Source organism: Haloarchaeobius salinus (assembly GCF_024464185.1).
Taxonomy (GTDB): domain Archaea; phylum Halobacteriota; class Halobacteria; order Halobacteriales; family Natrialbaceae; genus Haloarchaeobius; species Haloarchaeobius salinus.
The window spans coordinates 335,097-350,981 of sequence record NZ_JANHAU010000003.1; the positions used below are offsets into that span (position 1 = coordinate 335,097).

The following is a 15,885-nucleotide window of genomic DNA, read 5'->3' on the forward strand; positions in this document are numbered from 1 at the left end:
TGCCTCGTCCGTAGCGTTGCTACCCTGTTCAAAAAAGTTGTCCGTGCCGTGCTACCATGCCACAGCCCCCGGTCTGCGGTTCGGCCACCACGGGCGGCAGACCTTTCCCTCACAGGAGTCTACGCCGGGGCATGACCGACGGCGACGACGCGAGCGACGCCTTCGGCGCGCTCGGCAGCGAGACACGGATGAGCGTCCTCCAGACGCTCGTCGAGGACGGCGGTCCAGTCGACCGGTCGTTCTCCGAGCTGTTCGCGGCCAGCGACGAGGACACCTCCGCCGGCTTCGCCTACCACCTCCGCCAGCTCGTCGGCACGTTCGTCCGGAAGCGAGCGGACGAACGCTACGAGCTCACCGACGCCGGACTGCGCGTCGCCCGTGGCATCGCCGCCGGCGCGTACACCGACAGCGTCGACCGCGAGCCAGTACCCCTCGACGAGCCGTGTCCGTTCTGCGAGGAGCAGAGCCTCGACGCACGCATCGCCGACAACGTCACCACGGTCGGCTGTACGTCCTGCGAGCGCGACCTGCTGGAACTCCCGTTCCCGCCCGCCGGGTACGCAACCCACGACGACGCCGACCTCCCCGAGGCCTTCGACCGGTACCACCGCCACCGCATCGGCGCGTTCGACGACGGCGTCTGCCCGACCTGCGGCGGGAACGTACAGGCACGGATCGAACCCGTCGACGAAGGGGACGACGCAGGCTCCGAGGAACCGCAACCCGTCACCGCCCGGTACGCCTGCGAGGGCTGTGGCGACCGGCTGCGCTGTCCCGTCGCGCTCACCGTCGTCGACCACCCGGGCGTCGTCGCCTTCTACCACGACCACGACGAGGACGTGACCGACCGCCCCGTCTGGAACGTCGGCGGCGAGTGGCGCGAGACGCTGCTCTCGACCGACCCGCTCGCGGTGCGCGTGACCACCCGGCTCGACGACGACGAGCTTGCGCTGTACGTCGCTCGCGACGGGTCAGTCGTCGAGACACAGCGCCGGACCGCCGAGACGGCCCCCCCTGAGGCGGGTGCTGGCGACGCGGAGGCCGCCGAGGCGGAGTCGGCGTAGGTCGGGACAGTCCAACCCGCAGCGTCGTCACTCAACGGTCCCGCCGTCTCCTGACTGGAGGTGTCCCCGGAGCCGCCGCCAGCAGAGGCCGAGACCGACCGCCGGGAGGCCGACGAGCAGCACGGCGACGAGTCCGACGAACAGGGCGGCCCAGAGCTTCTCGACGGGAGTCGGGGTCGACAACGCGTACGGCCAGCCCGTCGCGTACGTCGCCGCCGCTGCGAACCCGAAGGCGATACCGACGGAGTACCAGGGGTCCCGGTGGTTCGCGGTCGGAACCGCCGCCAGCAGGACCAGCACGGCGACGAAGCTCCAGACGCCGAACACGGAGAGGAGTTCGAGGAGCGGGTCCTCTCGGCCGGCAGCCGAGGCGTACCGTTCGAACCCGACGCCGAACAGCCCAGCGACCATCGCGACGACACCCGTTCGACCGATGCGGTCCAGCTCGGGCCGCTCGTACGGGGTGGAGGGCATCGTCCGCAGATTGTTCGCCACCGGCAAGAAGATTCTCCACGGTCGCACCTGTCGACCGGTTCACGACGGCTGTTCGCCGACACTGGGCGCGACCCGCCGCACGGCCGGCAGCGCGAGCAGCGCGATGGCGAGCTCCAGCCCGCCGACGACGAGGAACGCGGTCAGGTAGTTCGCCGACTCGACGACGAGCCCACCGACGAGGAAGCCGGTCAGGAAGCCGAGGCTCCCGAACACGTTGAACCCGCCCATCGCGGCCCCGCGACCGTCCTCGGAGGCGATGTCGGTGACGAGTGCCATCGTCGCGGGGGCCATGAGCGCGCCACAGACGCCGGCGGCGACCATCGCGAGCGCCGCGAGCGGGTAGACCGGCGCGACGCCGACGGCGACGATGGTCAGGCCGTAGACGACCGAGCCCCCGACGACCGGGAGGAACCGGCCGATGCGGTCCGAGAGCGAGCCGAAGGGGTACTGCAACAGCGCGAAGGGCAGGAAGAAGCACGCGAGCGTCACCCCCGCCATCGCCGCGTCGAGGTCGAAGACGTCGCGGAAGTAGTAGACGCCGACGAGCGAGAAGAACCCGGCCGTCGAGCGGTCGATGAAGCCGAAGGCGTACGGTACCCCCAGCGAGGGTCGGTCGCGGAGCCGGTCGAGGATGGCTCCGACGCCCGGGCTCTTCGTCGGCGTGCGGTCCGGCACCGTCGCGGCGAGCAGGCCCGCGGCGAACAGGACGGTGGCGCTCGCGTACAGCGGCGTCAGCGGGCCGAGCGTGGAGAGCTGGCCGCCCACGACCGAGCCGAGCGCGGCCCCGAGCCCGATCGCGATGCCGGCCGCACCCATGTTCCGGCCGTGGCCGCCCGAGAGGTCCATCAGCATCGTGATGGCGAGGGAGAACGCGCCGATGGTCAGCGCGCCGCCGACCAGCCTGACGACGAGCACCGCGCCCCAGCCGAACCCGACAGCGGGGAGTCGGGTCAAGAGGATGTAGCAGGCCGCCCCGCCGACAGCCCCGACGACGACCCACGGGACGCGCTTGCCGGTCACGTCGCTGACGACACCCCAGACGCCCGCGAACGTGACGAACGCGGCGAACTCGGCGACGAGGAACCACATCCCGGCCTGGATGCCGGCCGGTGCGCCGAGCGCGACGACGAGGTCCGAGAGCCCGGGGTAGAGGAACACCTGCGACACGAGCACGCCCCAGACGACCAGCGCGAGCCGGAGCCGTGCGGAGCGTGCCGTCGATTCCATACCCGTCAATCGGGACCGGGGGGACAAAACGGATGCGCCTTCTACCGCGGCCGGTACCGGGACCCGTGCCTACGACGCCCCGTCGAAGTGGCCGGCGACGGTGTCGGCATCCACCGGCCGGAAGCCGTCCGCGTCCATCCTGGCGACGGCGAGCTCCTCGGCGAGGAGGCCCTCCGTGCCGGCCCGCAGCGCGTCGATCGCGAGCGCGACGCCCTCGTTCGTCCCGAGCCCGTCCGTGTACTCGGTCTCGAGGTAGTCCCGTATCACGTCGCCGTCGCTCCCGACGGCGGTCGCCCGCCAGGCCGAGGGCGTCCCCGACGGGTCGGTCTCGTACAGCCGCGGCTCGCCGTCGACCACGCCGCCGACGAGCAGCCCGACACCGAACGGGCGCATCCCGCCGGTCTGGGTCGACTCCTGCACCACGTCCGCGATGGCCTTCGCGGTGGTCTCGACGCCCGGCGGCTCGCCGTACCGGAGTCGCTCGGTCTGGGCGAACCGGCGCGCCTCGTCGACGAGCCGACGTGCGTCGGCGACGTGGCCCGCGCTGGCGATGCCGAGGCGACCGTCCACGTCGTGGATCTTCTCGACGCTGTCGCGTTCGAGCAGGGACGACCGCGTGCTGGTGTCGGAGGCGAAGACGACGCTCTCGTCGGTCGTGACGCCGACGGTCGCGCTCCCCTTCCGAACGGCCTCGCGGGCGTACTCGACCTGGTAGAGCCGGCCGTCGGGCGAGAAGATGCTGGTGCCGCGGTCGTAGCTCCGCCGGTTGTCGCCACCCTGCATCTACACCACCTCCCCCGGCTCGGCGGCCTCGTCGAGTTCGACCCCCTCGCTGGTGATGGTCGCGACGGTGACGCCGTTGCCGCTGGCGGTGTCGCGCTCGCTGGCTGCCGCGACCGCGTCGGCCGCCAGCTCGCGGGCGTCCTCGATGCTCTCGACCTGCTCTGCCTTCCCCTCGAGCGTCCCGTAGGCGACCTGCATCCCGCTACCGCCGGCGGCGTAGTCGGTCTCCATGACGCTGCCGCCGCCGTCGAGCTCGTACACGGCTGGCCCATCCTCGTCCACACCGGCGAGGACGACCTGCGCGGGGATGCCGCGGACGAGGTTCCCCGCGACGTTCGCCAGGGCCTCGGTCGAGAGCCGGTCGCCGCGACGGGCCTCGTACAGGTTCGCTTCTGCACGGAGGGTGTCGGCGAACGACTGGAGCGGGCCGACGGAGCCGGAGAGCGCGAGCGCGGCACGGTCGGTGATCCGTTCGACCTTCGTCACGTCCTTGTTGGCGACGAACTGGCCGCCGAGGCTGGCCCGACGGTCGGCCGCCACGACGACCGCGTCGGGGGCCGTCAGCGCGACGATGGTCGTCCCGGTCTCGAGGGCCGGGGCGTCGGTCCCGGTGTGCGATACCTCGAACTCGGTGCGCCTGTCCGTCCTGATACCTGGATCGGGCATGGGAGATAACAGGGGTCACCGATGGAAAAGTGTTAGCTAAAGAATATTTTAGCCGCCGGGTGGCCGTCCGCGGCGGCTCCCGGCTTCGAAGCCCTTACCACCCGTTCGCCCGGAGTAGGGGACATGGACGAAGACGCCGTCCTCGACCGTCTCGGCACCGTCGAGGACCCCGACCTCGGTGACGACATCGTGTCGCTCGGGCTTGTCAACGACGTATCGGTCGACGGCGACACGGTCGCCATCTCGCTCGCGCTCGGCGCGCCGTACTCGCCGACCGAGACCGACATCGCGAACGCTGTGCGCGAGGCGTTCGCCGACACGGACGTCGAACTGGACCTCTCCGCACGCATCGTCGACGACCTCGCCGCCGGCGACGAGGTGTTCCCCAACGTCGAGAACGTCATCGCCGTCGCCTCCGGCAAGGGCGGCGTCGGCAAGTCGACGATGGCCGTGAACATCGCCGCCGGACTCGCGGACATGGGCGCGAGCGTCGGGCTGTTCGACGCCGACGTGTACGGCCCGAACGTCCCCCGGATGGTCGACGCCGACGAGCCGCCGGGCGCAACCGAGGACGAGAAGCTCGTCCCGCCCGAGCAGTTCGGGATGAAGCTGATGTCGATGGCGTTCCTCGTCGGCGAGGACGACCCCGTCATCTGGCGCGGCCCGATGGTCCACAAGGTACTCACCCAGCTCTGGGAGGACGTCGAGTGGGGACACCTCGACTACATGGTCATCGACCTGCCGCCGGGCACCGGCGACACGCAGCTCACGCTGCTCCAGACGGTCCCCGTCACCGGGAGCGTCATCGTCACGACGCCACAGGAGGTCGCCCTCGACGACGCCCGCAAGGGCCTCGAGATGTTCGGCAAGCACGACACCGTCGTCCTCGGCATCGCGGAGAACATGGGGACGTTCAAATGCCCGGACTGCGGCGGCGAGCACGCCATCTTCGGCGAGGGCGGCGGCGAGCGCTTCGCGGACGTGCACGACATGCCGTTCCTCGGCTCGGTGCCGCTCGACCCCGCGGTCCGCACCGGCGGCGACGAGGGCCGGCCGGTCGTCCTCGACGAGGAGAGCGACACCGGCGGGGCGTTCCGCGAAATCACCGAGAACGTCGCGAACAACGTCGGCTTCGTCCGCCGGCAGAAGCAGGCGAACACCCGGTGATCGACGATGGGTGACGACAGCACCGCGGCCGGTCCCGACGGCGGCGACGGCGATGCGTCGGCCCCGCTCCCGGAACCCGACCCGGAGACCGTCGCGTTCCTCCGCGAGGTCGCCGAGGAGATCCGCGCCGACAGCTCCGAGTCCGAGCAGCTCGCGAACATCCTCTACCGGACCAGCGACATCTACGACGCCGACGAGGAGACGACGCCCGAGGACGTCGTCAGGAACGTGAAGTTCATCCTCGAGGTCAAGGAACGCGGCGGCCTCGGCCGGTGACTCCAGACGACTTTTGTCCGTTCCCGCCCACGCTCCCGACGTGGACGCCCACCAGGACGACCTCGCGAACCCGTTCGGCATGGACGAGGACTGCACGAACTGCGACCTCTGCGAGCGCCGCGAGCGCGTCGTCCACGGCTACGGCGACGTGGGTGCCGACTTCCTCTTCGTCGGGGAGGGACCGGACACGGAGGCGGAAGCCGCCGGCGTGCCGTTCGGCCGCGACGACGCCTTCGGCCGGGTGCTCCAGCGCCTCGGCCTCCGTCGGGTCGACGACGACCCCGACGAGCCCGAGCTCGCCAACGTCTTCCTCACCTCGCTGACCCGGTGTCACCATCCCGAACGCGACGCCACCGACGACGAGGTCGCCACCTGCGAGCCGTACCTCAACGCCGAGATACGGATGATAAACCCCGAGATACTCGTCCCCGTCGGCGAGCGCGCCCTCGTGGAGATCACCACCGAGTACACGACCACGCCCGCCGCCGAACTCGACCTGTACGCCCAGCACGGGGAGCCCATCCGGGGGCGTGGCTTCGAGCTGGTCCCGATGATTCCGCCACGCGAGGCGACCGACGAGCAGCTCCAGACGTTCGTCGAGCGGTTCGCGGCGCTGATGGCCTCCGACTACCGGCAGACGAAGGGCCGCAGGGAACGCTGAGACGGGGTCCGCTACCAGTACTGCCCGGAGAGCCAGCGACGCGAGCGACCGCCCACGGCGAGCAGTCCGAGCACGACCAGGACGACGACCGCGAGCGTCGCCGCAGCGGGCGCGACCGACACCGATTCCGGCGGGGCAGCGAGGCCGTTCCCGAGGAGGACCACCGAGGCGACCGCCGAGAAGACGACACCGAACGGGACGAGGAAACCGAGTGCCTTCAGCCAGTTCATACGGACACACCCGGGCGCTGCCGACTTAACTCCCACCCATCGGGCCGGAACGGCGGCTTGAAGGCCCCGCGGCCGTCAGGTTCGGACATGACACTAGTGGTCGTCCTCGCCGAGCCCCCGCGCGAGGGCCTCGTCCTGTCCCGACTCGCCGAGACCTCGCCGCTGTCGCCGGCCGAGGCGGCGGACTGCTACGCGGCGATGCTCGCCGACACCGTCCTCGCCGCCGACCAGTCCGGCGGCGACGTCCTCGTGAACTACCGCGACGACAGCGACCTCCCCGACGGGTTCGTCGACCCCGACGAATCGGCGGCGGAGGCCGTCCGGTCCGTCGTCGCGGACGCCGTCGAGGACCCCGACGAGATCCGGTTCGAGGTGCAGGTCGGCTCGACCCGCGACGGGCGCGTCGGCAACACCGTCACCCACCTCCTGCGCGAGGAGGGCGAGCGGTCGGTGCTGGTGCTCGATGGCGATGTCCCCATGATCGGCCGGAAGGACATCGACAGCGCCGCGATGAAGCTCCGAACCGCCGACGTGGTCGTCGGTCCCGCCACCGACGGGCGCGTCTGGACCAGCGCGTTCTGCGAGCCCATCGACTTCGACGGGGCGTACGCCACCCCAGCCGTCGAGACGCTCGTCGACCGTGCCACCGACGCCGACCTCGACGTGGACTTCCTCCCGAGCTACCGCACCGTCGAGACCGGCGGCGACCTCGCCGACGTGGTGGCGCTGATCCGCGCCCGGGCGAAGGCCGGCCGTACCGTCCCGCGGTTCACCACCGAGTTCGTCCGCGACCACGGCCTCCACGTCGTCGACGGCGATGACGGCCCCGAGCTCGTGCGGGACTGACGCCGGCAACCGACAACTCTTAGGAGCCGAACGCAGAATCCCCGGACGAGGTGGGGTGGCAGAGCGGCCCATTGCGCCTGCCTTGAAAGCAGGTGGCGTCATGCCTCTTGGGTTCAAATCCCAACCCCACCGTCCTGCGACGAACTTTCGTGACGAGCGGACGGTTTCGGCTGGGATCCGTAAGGCATCTGGTTCATCTGTCGCGGCAGCCTACGTACTGCCATGAACAGAGCCACGAGGACCGTACTCGCCGGCGGCGCACTGGCGCTCGGCGGCTGGATCGCCTGGGGTGCCTACTCGTCGCGGTCGGCCGAGGAGGTCCCCTACGAACGGGTGCGCGAGCTCGACGGCGTCGAGATACGGCGCTACCCGCGGACGGTGCTCGTCGAGACGAGCGCGTCCGACCAGATGACCGCGTTCCGGCGGCTGTTCCGGTACATCTCGGGCGACAACGAGCGGCGGGACGAGATCTCGATGACGGCACCGGTGCGCTCGGACAGCGCGGCCCGCGAGTCCGTGTCGATGACGGCACCCGTCCGGTCCGACACCGACGGGGACGGCACGCGCATGGCGTTCTACCTCCCCGCCGAGTACGGCCCGGAGTCGGCTCCGGTGCCGACGGAGTCGACGGTCCGGCTGGTGGTCGAACCGCCGAAGACGGTCGCCGCCGTCCAGTTCTCGTGGTACGCGCCGGACTGGCGGGTCGAGCGGCTGGAGGAGCGGCTGCTCTCGACGCTCGCGGAGGCCGGCATCGAGCCGACCGGGGAGCCGTACCTGCTGCGGTACAACGACCCGTGGACGCCGCCGTTCATGCGCCGGAACGAGGTCGTGGTCGAGATCGCCGAGGCGGAGTGACCCGACCCACACGGTGACGGCCGGAGGTACAACCAAAGATTTACGCGACCGACCAACCACTGTTCTGATATGTCGAACGCAGTCGATGACGCCATCGTCCGCCGGGACCTGCTCACGTCCCTGGTGTTCGTCGGCGTCGGGTGGAGCGTCTCCACCATCGCATGGAGTCCCGACTGGGTGGCTATCGCCGCGGTGGTCGCGGCCGTCTCCTTCCTCCTCGGGGCTGCTGCGGACCGCAGCGATGCCGGTCTGTGGGTGCTCCTCGGGACGGGGACGGTCGTCGCCATCGCGCTGGTGCTGTCGACGCTGACGAACTCGCTCCCGGTGGCCACCATCGGCCCATCGATACTCGGCATCGCGGTCGGCACCGGGGTGAACCGGCTGCTGTTCGGGGTCATGAACCCCGTTCCGGGGCTCCGCCGGCGACGAGAGGCGACCGACTGACGGCGAACCGCTCACGACCCGCGAACTTTTGTCCACTGGCGTCGACATCTCCCGCATGGAACCCGAGAAGACACATCCAGCGGTCCGGCGGACGAAGCGGGTCGCGTGGCTGCTCGACGAGGCCATCAGGATCCCGGGCACGGACCGACGGATCGGACTGGACCCGATCCTGGGCCTGCTGCCGTTCATCGGCGACTTCGTCACCGCGTTCTTCTCGCTGTACATCGTCGTCGAGGCCATCGTGGCGGGCGTGAAGATGCGGACCATCGTCCGGATGCTCTTCAACATCGGGCTGGACGTCGTGCTCGGGAGCGTCCCGGTCGTCGGTGACATCTTCGACGCGACGTGGAAGGCGAACGTGAAGAACCGGAAGCTGCTGGAGCGGTCGCTCTCCTAATCCCAGGTCGTGTCGACGGTGAGCGCGCGCTCCAGCAGGTCGTCGTCGTCGTCGTAGGCCTCGGCCGTCTGGTCGGGATGGCGCTCGTCGATCGTCCGCACCGTCTCGACGGTGTTGACGAAGTTCTTGAACGTCGCCTCGTCGACCATCTGTCCCTCGACGGTGACCGCTCCCGTGCCCTCGGACTTGGCCTCCTGGAACGCCTCTATCTTCCGGACGTCGCGGGCCAGCTCGTCGCTCGTCGGCATGTGGATGCGGTTCGCCTGGATGGTCTGCTTGGGGTAGAGCGACCACGAGCCGTCGAGGCCGACGCGGGCCTCGCGCTCGACGTGGTCGGCGTAGCCGTCGCCGTTGTAGAACGTGACCCCGGCACGCTCGGTGAACAACCTATCGAAGGGTCCGCCGATGGCGACGAGGTCGTTCGCGCTGGCCTCGTTCGAGAGGTCCTCCAGCAGGCCGTCCCACCGCGGGCGCTCGCCGTCGAGCTCGCGGCCGCCGAGTTCGGCGGTGTAGTCGACGGGGCCGAAGACGAGCGCGTCGAGCCGCGAGTTCGCGCCGAACAGCGATATTTCGCGGAGGTCGGACTTCGCGGCCGCGGTCTCGACGATGACCGCCATGCCGATGGCCCCGTCCTCGAAGCCGAACTCGCGCTCGGCGTCCGCGACGACGCCGGCGGCCTCCTTCACGTCCTCGAGGCGGCCGACCTTCGGGACGACGACGCCGTCGACGTGCTCGCCGACCTCGTCGACGAGCGTCCGGATCTCCTCGCGGCCCTGCTCCCTGGCGGTCGCGTCGTCGTAGGCCCACTGCACGCGGGGCCATATCTCGCCGGGGAACGCGTCGGCGTGCTCGGGGAGCCGGTCGACGACGTTCGCCAGCGCCTCGGCCTTCATGTCCGGCGCGGTGCCGTCCTCCAGGTCGGGGACGAGCCAGTCAGGGCAGGCGAACCCCTCGCTGTCGAGGGCGCTGTCGAGGTACTTCGCCGTGTTGTCGCGCGGGACGGCGGCCGGTGCGGTCTGGAAGGTGCGTGCGATGTCTGTCATTGCTGGATGAGCGCGCGACGGGTGCCCGAGTAGACGGGCTCGTCGTGCTGGTTGAACGCGATGTGTTCGAAGGTGACGGTGCCGGCGTGGTCGTGGGTCGCCTCGGCGTCGACGACGCGCGTGAAGCCGTAGACGGTGTCCCCGGGAGTGACGAACGTGTGGAACCGCTCGTCGTCGCAGCCGAGCTCGCGGTACGTGGCCTCGTCCGAGCGGGCGTGCCCGAGCGCGACCGAGCGGGTCACGTCGCCGTAGGCCACGATATCCCCCGACGGCGAGTCCGCCATGACGTCGCCGTTGTGGTGCTGCTTCGCGGTGTTGAGCGTCATCAGCGGCAGCGTCGCCACCATGACGTCGTCCATCGTCCGGCCGCGCTCGTGACGGTACGCGACGGCTGCGTCCCGGTCTTCGGCCTCGTCGAGCGCGGCGGCGAAGTCGCCGAAGCGGTCGCCGTCGGGCGTGACGAACTCCGCGGGTGGTTCGCCGTCCTCTGGCGTGTCCCCGGATTCAGTCGCGGACCCCCCGCCGTCGGTCGCCACGGGCTCACGACGCGGGATCATGTTCGTCCGCTCGTAGCTGACCAGCGGCTCGCCCGTCTCGGCGTCGACGCCCTCGGTCTCCCAGGTGACGATCCCGTACTCCGGTCGCGAGGAGGACGTGGCCGTCGACTGCACCGTCGAGCTGACCCGCAGTTCGGTGCCCGGCGTCACCGTCTGGTCGTGGAACCGGACGTTCGTCCGACCGAGGAAGTAGCCGCCCTTCTCGGAGAGGTCCTCCACGGTCGGCCCCATCACGGCCGCGAGCAGGTAGTCCGGATGCACCGGCGGCTCGTCGAAGCCGACCTCGCGGGCCGCGTCGGTCCGCCAGTAGATCGGGTCGTGGTTGAGCGTCTGGCTCGCCCACAGCTCGTTGGCGTAGTTCGAGAGGGTGAGGCCGGGGGCGTGCTCGATGTGGTCCCCCTCGCCGAAGTCCTCGAAGCAGTTGCCCTTCTCGCGCGTCTCGGTCCTGTCCAGTACCGTCGTGAACGTCTCCGTGTCTGTGTAGTCCATGTGTCGTCGGTCGTCGGATAGTCGCAGTCAGATCAGTCGTCGGCCGTGGCCTCCGGCGTCGGTCGCATCCGGGCGAGTGCACGTCGCATCTCGTTGGTCACGACCATGAAGCCCTCGTCGAAGCCCATCCCGGGCTTGGCGAGGGTCTGGGCCGCGTCGGTCGCGAGCGCGACGTGGGCGCAGGTCCGGGCGGACGTGACCGTCTCGTTGCAGGTGCCGCCGAGGTACGCCCGTGTGTCGGTGCCCTCGCAGTAGCGCACGGCCTCGGCCGAGCGCTGGACGCCACCGAGGTCGGGCGTCTTCACCTGTACGAGGTCGGCCGCGCCCGAATCGACGAACGCCCGCACGTCGTCGAAGGTGTTGCACCACTCGTCGGCGACGATGTCCACATCGACACCCGCCGATGCGAGCCCGTCGCGGAGCTCGGCCATCTCGTGTATCTGCTCCTCGCGGCCGCCGGCGTCCATCGGCCCCTCGACCTGCACGTCGAACAGGCCGGCGGCCTCGGCGAGCGTCGCGAAGTAGTCGGTGACCGCGGCGCGGTCGTACGGTGCGCCGAGCACGTCGCCCAACACGCCGTAAACGTCGACGTGGATGGTCGGCTCGTAGCCGTCGGGGCCGAGTTCGATGGCTCGGGTGGCGAGCCAGTCGACGTACTCGCGGAGTTCCTCGCCGTCCTCGCCCAGCTTTGCGACGCTGTTGAACAGCCCGTGCGGGAGAACGGGGACGCCCTTCACCATCATCTTCTCGGCGTTGGTGTACCGGTCGTCGCCGGACTGGCCGAAGACGGGCACCGGTTCGGTCGCCGGAGTCGTCCCGAGCGCGTCGGCCAGCGTCTCCGTCATCGTCTCCCGGTTCGCGAGTGCAGCCGCGTCGAGCAGCGCCTGCGAGACGCCGTAGCGGACCGCGGTGTGGAGCTGGTCGGCGGCGTCGCCGTCGGCAGAGTTGCCGGCCGACGTCGGCCGCTCGGCGGGGAGTTCCTCCACGATGGCGGCGTTCTCGGCGAACTCGCGTGCGTCTCGTCCCCGGAGCGCCGACGCGACCACACCCTCGACGACCGGACGGTACGCCTCGGCGCGGAAGAGCGGGTCCCGCCCCCCGGCACCGGAGTACTGGACGGCACAGCAGTCCCCGGTCGCGACGCTGCCGTCCTCGAGTTCGAGCTCGACGGTGAGCGCCTCGCCGGCCTCCCGGATGGCGTCGAACCCGGGCGTGACGGGCTCGCCGTCGTAGGCGAAGCCGTCCTGGGTCGCGCCCTCCTTGATGGCGCGCTGGTCGTCGAAGAAGAACCCCGAGACCGTCGGAACCGCCCGGACCTGCTCAATCAGCACTGGACTCACCTCCGTCGCGGCGGCCCCGTGTTCCGGTCGGTCGGCCGATGAGCTTGCCGTCGCTGATGGCGTCGACGTCGTCGGCGACCATCCGGAACGACTGCTTCCGGCCCTCCGTCTCTGCGCGGTCCGCGAGCCGGGCCTGGTGGATCTCCTTGATGTCGTCGTCCATCGCGAGCTCGCCCCACTCGAAGATGCGGACGCGGCCGTCGTCGTCGCGGGCCGGGAGCACCGCGCCCTCGGCGGCGTCGCTCGGCGCGAAGGGGACGTCGAGCGCGCCGGAGTCGAACGCCCTGATGGTGCCCTGTGCGACGTCGCCGTCGCCGTGGGCCTCGATGGCGTCCATGAGACAGCGCGTCTCGCGTTCGACGAGTGCCTGCTCCTCGTCGACGCCGTCGAGGACGATGTCCTGCTCGACGACCATGTCGATGAGCTGGCGCGTGGTCCGGAGCCCGGCCGCGTTCGCCTCCTTCGTCGGGACGCCCTGGAACTCCTGTGGCGACTTCGTGATGACCTTGTCCGGACGGGCGATGGCGGCCGTGGTCCCGCCGAGGCCGATGACGCCGTTGGCGCGGGCCTCGTCCGGCGGGAAGCCGCCCATCCACTCGTGGAAGACGGTCGTGACGCAGACCTCGTCGGGCAGGTACTCGTTGCCGAGCTTCCGGAGCGCGCGGAGCGCGGCCACGTCCTGCACGACGTTGCCGACCTGCCCGTAGCCGAGGGTGAGGCTGCGGACGCCCTGCGTGGCGGCCAGCTTCCCCTCGACGAGCATGATGGCGATGGCGATGCTCGGCGGGACGAGCGTCCCCGTGAGCGGGCCGAACGGCTCGCGGTTGATGGTGACGCCGCGCTCGGTGTACGCGCCGGCGAGGCGGTCCACGTACTGCCAGTGCTCGATGGTCTGGGCGAGGCTCCCCTCCTTCGTGTACGGGATGTTGTAGGAGATGGGGCCGCCCTCGAAGCTCTGGAAGCCGCCGGCGAACGTGACGGCGGCCAGCAGTCGCGCGTCGGGCGTCCCGTGGCGGACCTCGATGGGCGCGTCGACGCGCTCGATCAGCTCCCGGCAGCCGTCGACGCCGTGGTTGACGGCGGGGAAGCCGTTCAACGTCGCGTCGCCGGACTCGCGCGCGTTCTCCAGGCCCTCCTGGGCCTTCCCATACTCGTTGTCGCGCGTGTACGAGTCGATGGTCGTCGGGAGCAGGTCGGCCGCCCCCTCGTCGTGGAGGTGGGCCAGTATATCGACCTGGTCGTCGAGGCGCGGGACGCCAGCACGGGGCTGGAGCAGCGGTCGATCCGCCGACTCCAGCACGTCCGCGAACTGCTTGTGCGCCGGCAGCGACTCGTGGTAGGCGATGGCCTCCTCGAAGTCGACCGCCGCACCGGTCGGCCAGTCGTCGCGGATGTGGTCGTCGATGTGTTGCAACTCGTCGGCGGTGAGGCGTTCGTCGCGTATCATCAGGCCTGAACCCGGTCGGTCTCGGCCTCTCGGGTGGAGATCCCCAGGTCCCGTTCGAGGGACCGGATGACCTCCTCCGGTGTCGTCTCCGAGTCGAAGACCCGGTCGAATCCGAGCTTCCGGAACGTCGTCCGGGTCTGCTCGAAGTCGTCCTGACCGACCGCGAGGTTGCCACCGATGTAGCTGGTGGCGTCGACGCCCTCGCGGGCCAGGAGCTCGTGGAACCCCTGACAGTCCTGCTCGGCGTGCCCGTACAGCGAGGAGACGAGTACAGCGTCGGCGTCGTGCTCGTTCGCGGCCGCTGCGAACTCCTCCTGAGAGGTCTGGACGCCGAGGTTCTCGACATCGAAGCCCGCTGCGGAGAGGGCCTGGTCGAGGATCGTGATTCCGACGACGTGTGCGTCGGAGCCGATGACACCGAGTATGACTGTCGTGGGCATGCGGTATCCGCCAAGTTGCATGAACAATCCTTAAAGTTAATGGTCTTTCATGATAATACACCTTAAACACCCTAAACGGCCCTATTGTGGAACAAACACAATGTAATGATTTATCCGGAAGGTTTTAGCGCGGGGGCCGGTTCGTCACCCCCATGGGAGCGCTCGAAGACGTCACCGTCGTCGACCTCACACAGGTCCTCGCTGGCCCGTACTGCACGATGCTGCTCGCGGACATGGGCGCGGACGTGGTGAAGGTCGAGCGGCCGGGCGGCGACCTCATCCGTCCGAACCCACCCTTCGCGGGCGACGGCGACGAGGAACCCTACGGCGGCTACTTCCAGTCGGTCAACCGTGGCAAGCGCTCGATAGAGCTGGACCTCGGCGACGACCGCGACCGCGAGGACTTCCTCCGGCTCGTCGAGAAGGCGGACATCGTGGTCGAGAACTACCGCGCGGGAACGATGGAGCGCTTCGACCTCGGCTACGAGACGCTCACGGAGCACAACCCCGAACTCGTCTACTCCTCCATCCGCGGCTTCGGCGACCCCCGCACGGGCGAGACGGATCGCCAGGGCCAGCCGAGCTTCGACCTCATCGCGCAGGCGCTCGGCGGCGTCATGGAGATCACGGGACAGGAGGACGGCCCGCCGACGAAGGTCGGCCCCGGCATCGGCGACCTCTTCACCGCCGTGTTGAACGCCGTCGGTGTCCTGGGCGCGCTGCACCACCGCGACCGCACCGGCGAGGGCCAGTACGTCGACACCGCGATGTACGACGCGATGGTGTCGATGTGCGAGCGCACCGTCTACTACTACTCCTACACCGACGAGGTACTCACCCGACAGGGCAACTCGCACCCGACGCTGTTCCCGTACAACTCCTTCGAGACGAGCGACGGGCACGTCGTGGTCGCCGCCTTCTCCGACGGCCACTGGCGCGCGCTCTGTGCGGCGATGGACCGCCCGGACCTCGTCGCCGACTACCCCGACGCCGGCTCGCGCCTGCGGAACCGCCACGCGCTCCGCGCGGAGATCGCCGACTGGACCCGCGAGCACACCGAGCAGGCCGTCGTCGAGGCGCTGGAGGGCGAAGTCCCCGTCGCGCCCGTGCAGGACACCGCGGACATCTTCGACGACCCGCACGTCCACGAGCGCGGGATGCTCGCCGACGTCGAACAGCCCGGTGCCGACCGCGACGTTACGGTCGCGGGCTGTCCCATCAAGTTCTCGGAGACACCGACGGGCCCACAGGGCCGCGCCCCGCTGCTCGACGAGCACCGCGACGAACTGCTCGGCGAGCGGAGCGACGAAGGTGCGGAGCGGGCGACCGGCGACGACTGAGAGCCCGGATTCCGCCGTCAACGTTCGCGCGAGCGAAGCGAGCGCGATTCACCGGGGGCGCACAGCGGTCGCGCCCGGCCGTTTTAAACCCAGTTTTTTGCGCGGGCGGTGGGGCGGG

Annotated in this window: 19 protein-coding genes and 1 tRNA gene; 10 read left to right on the forward strand and 10 right to left on the reverse strand. The window is 70.1% G+C overall.

Going from position 1 to position 15,885, the window contains the following annotated elements; translation table 11 throughout:
* Window positions 1-131 precede the first annotated feature (131 nt).
* Window positions 132-1,064 (forward strand): winged helix-turn-helix domain-containing protein, encoded by a 933-nt coding sequence (locus NO345_RS14210; protein ID WP_256300223.1) that lies wholly within the window; start codon window positions 132-134, stop codon window positions 1,062-1,064.
* A gap of 27 nt (window positions 1,065-1,091) precedes the next feature.
* On the opposite strand, the gene NO345_RS14215 is transcribed toward NO345_RS14210, so the two are convergent.
* The 4 genes from NO345_RS14215 to NO345_RS14230 form a co-directional block, all read right to left on the reverse strand.
* Window positions 1,092-1,538 (reverse strand): hypothetical protein, encoded by a 447-nt coding sequence (locus NO345_RS14215; protein WP_256300225.1) that lies wholly within the window; start codon window positions 1,536-1,538, stop codon window positions 1,092-1,094.
* Between the two features lie 60 nt (window positions 1,539-1,598).
* Window positions 1,599-2,786 (reverse strand): MFS transporter, encoded by a 1,188-nt coding sequence (locus NO345_RS14220; protein WP_256300227.1) that lies wholly within the window; start codon window positions 2,784-2,786, stop codon window positions 1,599-1,601.
* Between the two features lie 69 nt (window positions 2,787-2,855).
* On the reverse strand, window positions 2,856-3,569 hold the full coding sequence (locus NO345_RS14225) for an archaeal proteasome endopeptidase complex subunit alpha (RefSeq protein ID WP_256300228.1): 714 nt from the start codon (window positions 3,567-3,569) through the stop codon (window positions 2,856-2,858).
* Complete coding sequence (locus tag NO345_RS14230) at window positions 3,570-4,235, reverse strand: Ntn hydrolase family protein (RefSeq protein WP_256300229.1); 666 nt, start codon at window positions 4,233-4,235, stop codon at window positions 3,570-3,572.
* 123 nt (window positions 4,236-4,358) lie between these two features.
* Between NO345_RS14230 and NO345_RS14235 the strand changes: the two genes are divergently transcribed.
* Genes NO345_RS14235 through NO345_RS14245 form a run of 3 tightly spaced genes read left to right on the forward strand, consistent with a single transcriptional unit; the run spans window position 4,359 to window position 6,339 of the window.
* Window positions 4,359-5,402 (forward strand): Mrp/NBP35 family ATP-binding protein, encoded by a 1,044-nt coding sequence (locus NO345_RS14235; protein ID WP_256300230.1) that lies wholly within the window; start codon window positions 4,359-4,361, stop codon window positions 5,400-5,402.
* Window positions 5,403-5,408: 6 nt separating this feature from the next.
* The gene (locus tag NO345_RS14240; protein ID WP_256300231.1) at window positions 5,409-5,678 is read left to right on the forward strand and encodes a DUF7976 family protein; all 270 of its coding nucleotides are present in this window, start codon (window positions 5,409-5,411) and stop codon (window positions 5,676-5,678) included.
* Window positions 5,679-5,718: 40 nt separating this feature from the next.
* Complete coding sequence (locus NO345_RS14245; RefSeq protein WP_256300232.1) at window positions 5,719-6,339, forward strand: uracil-DNA glycosylase; 621 nt, start codon at window positions 5,719-5,721, stop codon at window positions 6,337-6,339.
* A gap of 11 nt (window positions 6,340-6,350) precedes the next feature.
* On the opposite strand, the gene NO345_RS14250 is transcribed toward NO345_RS14245, so the two are convergent.
* Window positions 6,351-6,569: a hypothetical protein gene (locus NO345_RS14250; RefSeq protein ID WP_256300233.1), complete on the reverse strand. Its 219-nt coding sequence runs from the start codon at window positions 6,567-6,569 to the stop codon at window positions 6,351-6,353.
* Between the two features lie 87 nt (window positions 6,570-6,656).
* On the opposite strand from NO345_RS14250, the gene NO345_RS14255 reads away from it, so the two are divergent.
* The 5 genes from NO345_RS14255 to NO345_RS14275 all read left to right on the forward strand — a co-directional run bounded on the left by NO345_RS14255 (window position 6,657) and on the right by NO345_RS14275 (window position 9,111).
* On the forward strand, window positions 6,657-7,415 hold the full coding sequence (locus NO345_RS14255) for a TIGR04282 family arsenosugar biosynthesis glycosyltransferase (protein WP_256300234.1): 759 nt from the start codon (window positions 6,657-6,659) through the stop codon (window positions 7,413-7,415).
* A 49-nt stretch (window positions 7,416-7,464) separates the two neighbouring features.
* Window positions 7,465-7,547 (forward strand) — tRNA-Ser (locus NO345_RS14260).
* A 90-nt stretch (window positions 7,548-7,637) separates the two neighbouring features.
* Window positions 7,638-8,270 carry an SOUL family heme-binding protein gene (locus tag NO345_RS14265; protein ID WP_256300235.1) on the forward strand — a complete coding sequence of 211 codons (633 nt, stop codon included), beginning with the start codon at window positions 7,638-7,640 and terminating at the stop codon, window positions 8,268-8,270.
* Between the two features lie 69 nt (window positions 8,271-8,339).
* The gene (locus NO345_RS14270) at window positions 8,340-8,714 is read left to right on the forward strand and encodes a hypothetical protein (RefSeq protein ID WP_256300236.1); all 375 of its coding nucleotides are present in this window, start codon (window positions 8,340-8,342) and stop codon (window positions 8,712-8,714) included.
* A 55-nt stretch (window positions 8,715-8,769) separates the two neighbouring features.
* Complete coding sequence (locus NO345_RS14275) at window positions 8,770-9,111, forward strand: DUF4112 domain-containing protein (protein ID WP_256300237.1); 342 nt, start codon at window positions 8,770-8,772, stop codon at window positions 9,109-9,111.
* Here the strand turns inward: NO345_RS14275 and citE are convergent.
* From citE to glmS, 5 genes are read right to left on the reverse strand one after another with little or no spacing between them, the layout of a single operon-like run.
* A complete protein-coding gene (gene citE, locus NO345_RS14280; protein ID WP_256300238.1) occupies window positions 9,108-10,154 on the reverse strand; it encodes an L-malyl-CoA/beta-methylmalyl-CoA lyase in 1,047 nt (348 codons plus the stop codon). The genes NO345_RS14275 and citE overlap by 4 nt on opposite strands.
* On the reverse strand, window positions 10,151-11,200 hold the full coding sequence (mch, locus tag NO345_RS14285) for a 2-methylfumaryl-CoA hydratase (protein ID WP_256300239.1): 1,050 nt from the start codon (window positions 11,198-11,200) through the stop codon (window positions 10,151-10,153). Before mch ends, citE begins: the two co-directional genes overlap by 4 nt.
* Window positions 11,201-11,232: 32 nt before the next feature.
* On the reverse strand, window positions 11,233-12,531 hold the full coding sequence (locus NO345_RS14290; protein WP_256300240.1) for a methylaspartate ammonia-lyase: 1,299 nt from the start codon (window positions 12,529-12,531) through the stop codon (window positions 11,233-11,235).
* Window positions 12,521-13,987 carry a methylaspartate mutase subunit E gene (locus NO345_RS14295; protein WP_256300241.1) on the reverse strand — a complete coding sequence of 489 codons (1,467 nt, stop codon included), beginning with the start codon at window positions 13,985-13,987 and terminating at the stop codon, window positions 12,521-12,523. The genes NO345_RS14290 and NO345_RS14295 overlap by 11 nt, the downstream gene beginning before the upstream one ends.
* Complete coding sequence (glmS, locus tag NO345_RS14300; protein ID WP_256300242.1) at window positions 13,987-14,427, reverse strand: methylaspartate mutase subunit S; 441 nt, start codon at window positions 14,425-14,427, stop codon at window positions 13,987-13,989. Before glmS ends, NO345_RS14295 begins: the two co-directional genes overlap by 1 nt.
* Window positions 14,428-14,579: 152 nt before the next feature.
* Here glmS and mct point away from each other — a divergent pair, with 152 nt between their 5' ends.
* A complete protein-coding gene (gene mct / locus NO345_RS14305; protein ID WP_256300243.1) occupies window positions 14,580-15,767 on the forward strand; it encodes a succinyl-CoA:mesaconate CoA-transferase in 1,188 nt (395 codons plus the stop codon).
* Window positions 15,768-15,885: the final 118 nt, after the last annotated feature.

Coding starts and splice junctions, on each gene's coding strand:
- NO345_RS14250 (WP_256300233.1), bottom strand. CDS start 6,569: ATGAACTGGCTGAAGGCACTCGGTTTCCTCGTCCCGTTCGGTGTCGTC.
- NO345_RS14220 (WP_256300227.1), bottom strand. CDS start 2,786: ATGGAATCGACGGCACGCTCCGCACGGCTCCGGCTCGCGCTGGTCGTC.
- NO345_RS14235 (WP_256300230.1), top strand. CDS start 4,359: ATGGACGAAGACGCCGTCCTCGACCGTCTCGGCACCGTCGAGGACCCC.
- NO345_RS14240 (WP_256300231.1), top strand. CDS start 5,409: ATGGGTGACGACAGCACCGCGGCCGGTCCCGACGGCGGCGACGGCGAT.
- NO345_RS14225 (WP_256300228.1), bottom strand. CDS start 3,569: ATGCAGGGTGGCGACAACCGGCGGAGCTACGACCGCGGCACCAGCATC.
- NO345_RS14295 (WP_256300241.1), bottom strand. CDS start 13,987: ATGATACGCGACGAACGCCTCACCGCCGACGAGTTGCAACACATCGAC.
- NO345_RS14230 (WP_256300229.1), bottom strand. CDS start 4,235: ATGCCCGATCCAGGTATCAGGACGGACAGGCGCACCGAGTTCGAGGTA.
- NO345_RS14270 (WP_256300236.1), top strand. CDS start 8,340: ATGTCGAACGCAGTCGATGACGCCATCGTCCGCCGGGACCTGCTCACG.
- glmS (WP_256300242.1), bottom strand. CDS start 14,427: ATGCCCACGACAGTCATACTCGGTGTCATCGGCTCCGACGCACACGTC.
- NO345_RS14210 (WP_256300223.1), top strand. CDS start 132: ATGACCGACGGCGACGACGCGAGCGACGCCTTCGGCGCGCTCGGCAGC.
- mch (WP_256300239.1), bottom strand. CDS start 11,200: ATGGACTACACAGACACGGAGACGTTCACGACGGTACTGGACAGGACC.
- NO345_RS14275 (WP_256300237.1), top strand. CDS start 8,770: ATGGAACCCGAGAAGACACATCCAGCGGTCCGGCGGACGAAGCGGGTC.
- NO345_RS14255 (WP_256300234.1), top strand. CDS start 6,657: ATGACACTAGTGGTCGTCCTCGCCGAGCCCCCGCGCGAGGGCCTCGTC.
- NO345_RS14265 (WP_256300235.1), top strand. CDS start 7,638: ATGAACAGAGCCACGAGGACCGTACTCGCCGGCGGCGCACTGGCGCTC.
- NO345_RS14215 (WP_256300225.1), bottom strand. CDS start 1,538: ATGCCCTCCACCCCGTACGAGCGGCCCGAGCTGGACCGCATCGGTCGA.
- citE (WP_256300238.1), bottom strand. CDS start 10,154: ATGACAGACATCGCACGCACCTTCCAGACCGCACCGGCCGCCGTCCCG.
- mct (WP_256300243.1), top strand. CDS start 14,580: ATGGGAGCGCTCGAAGACGTCACCGTCGTCGACCTCACACAGGTCCTC.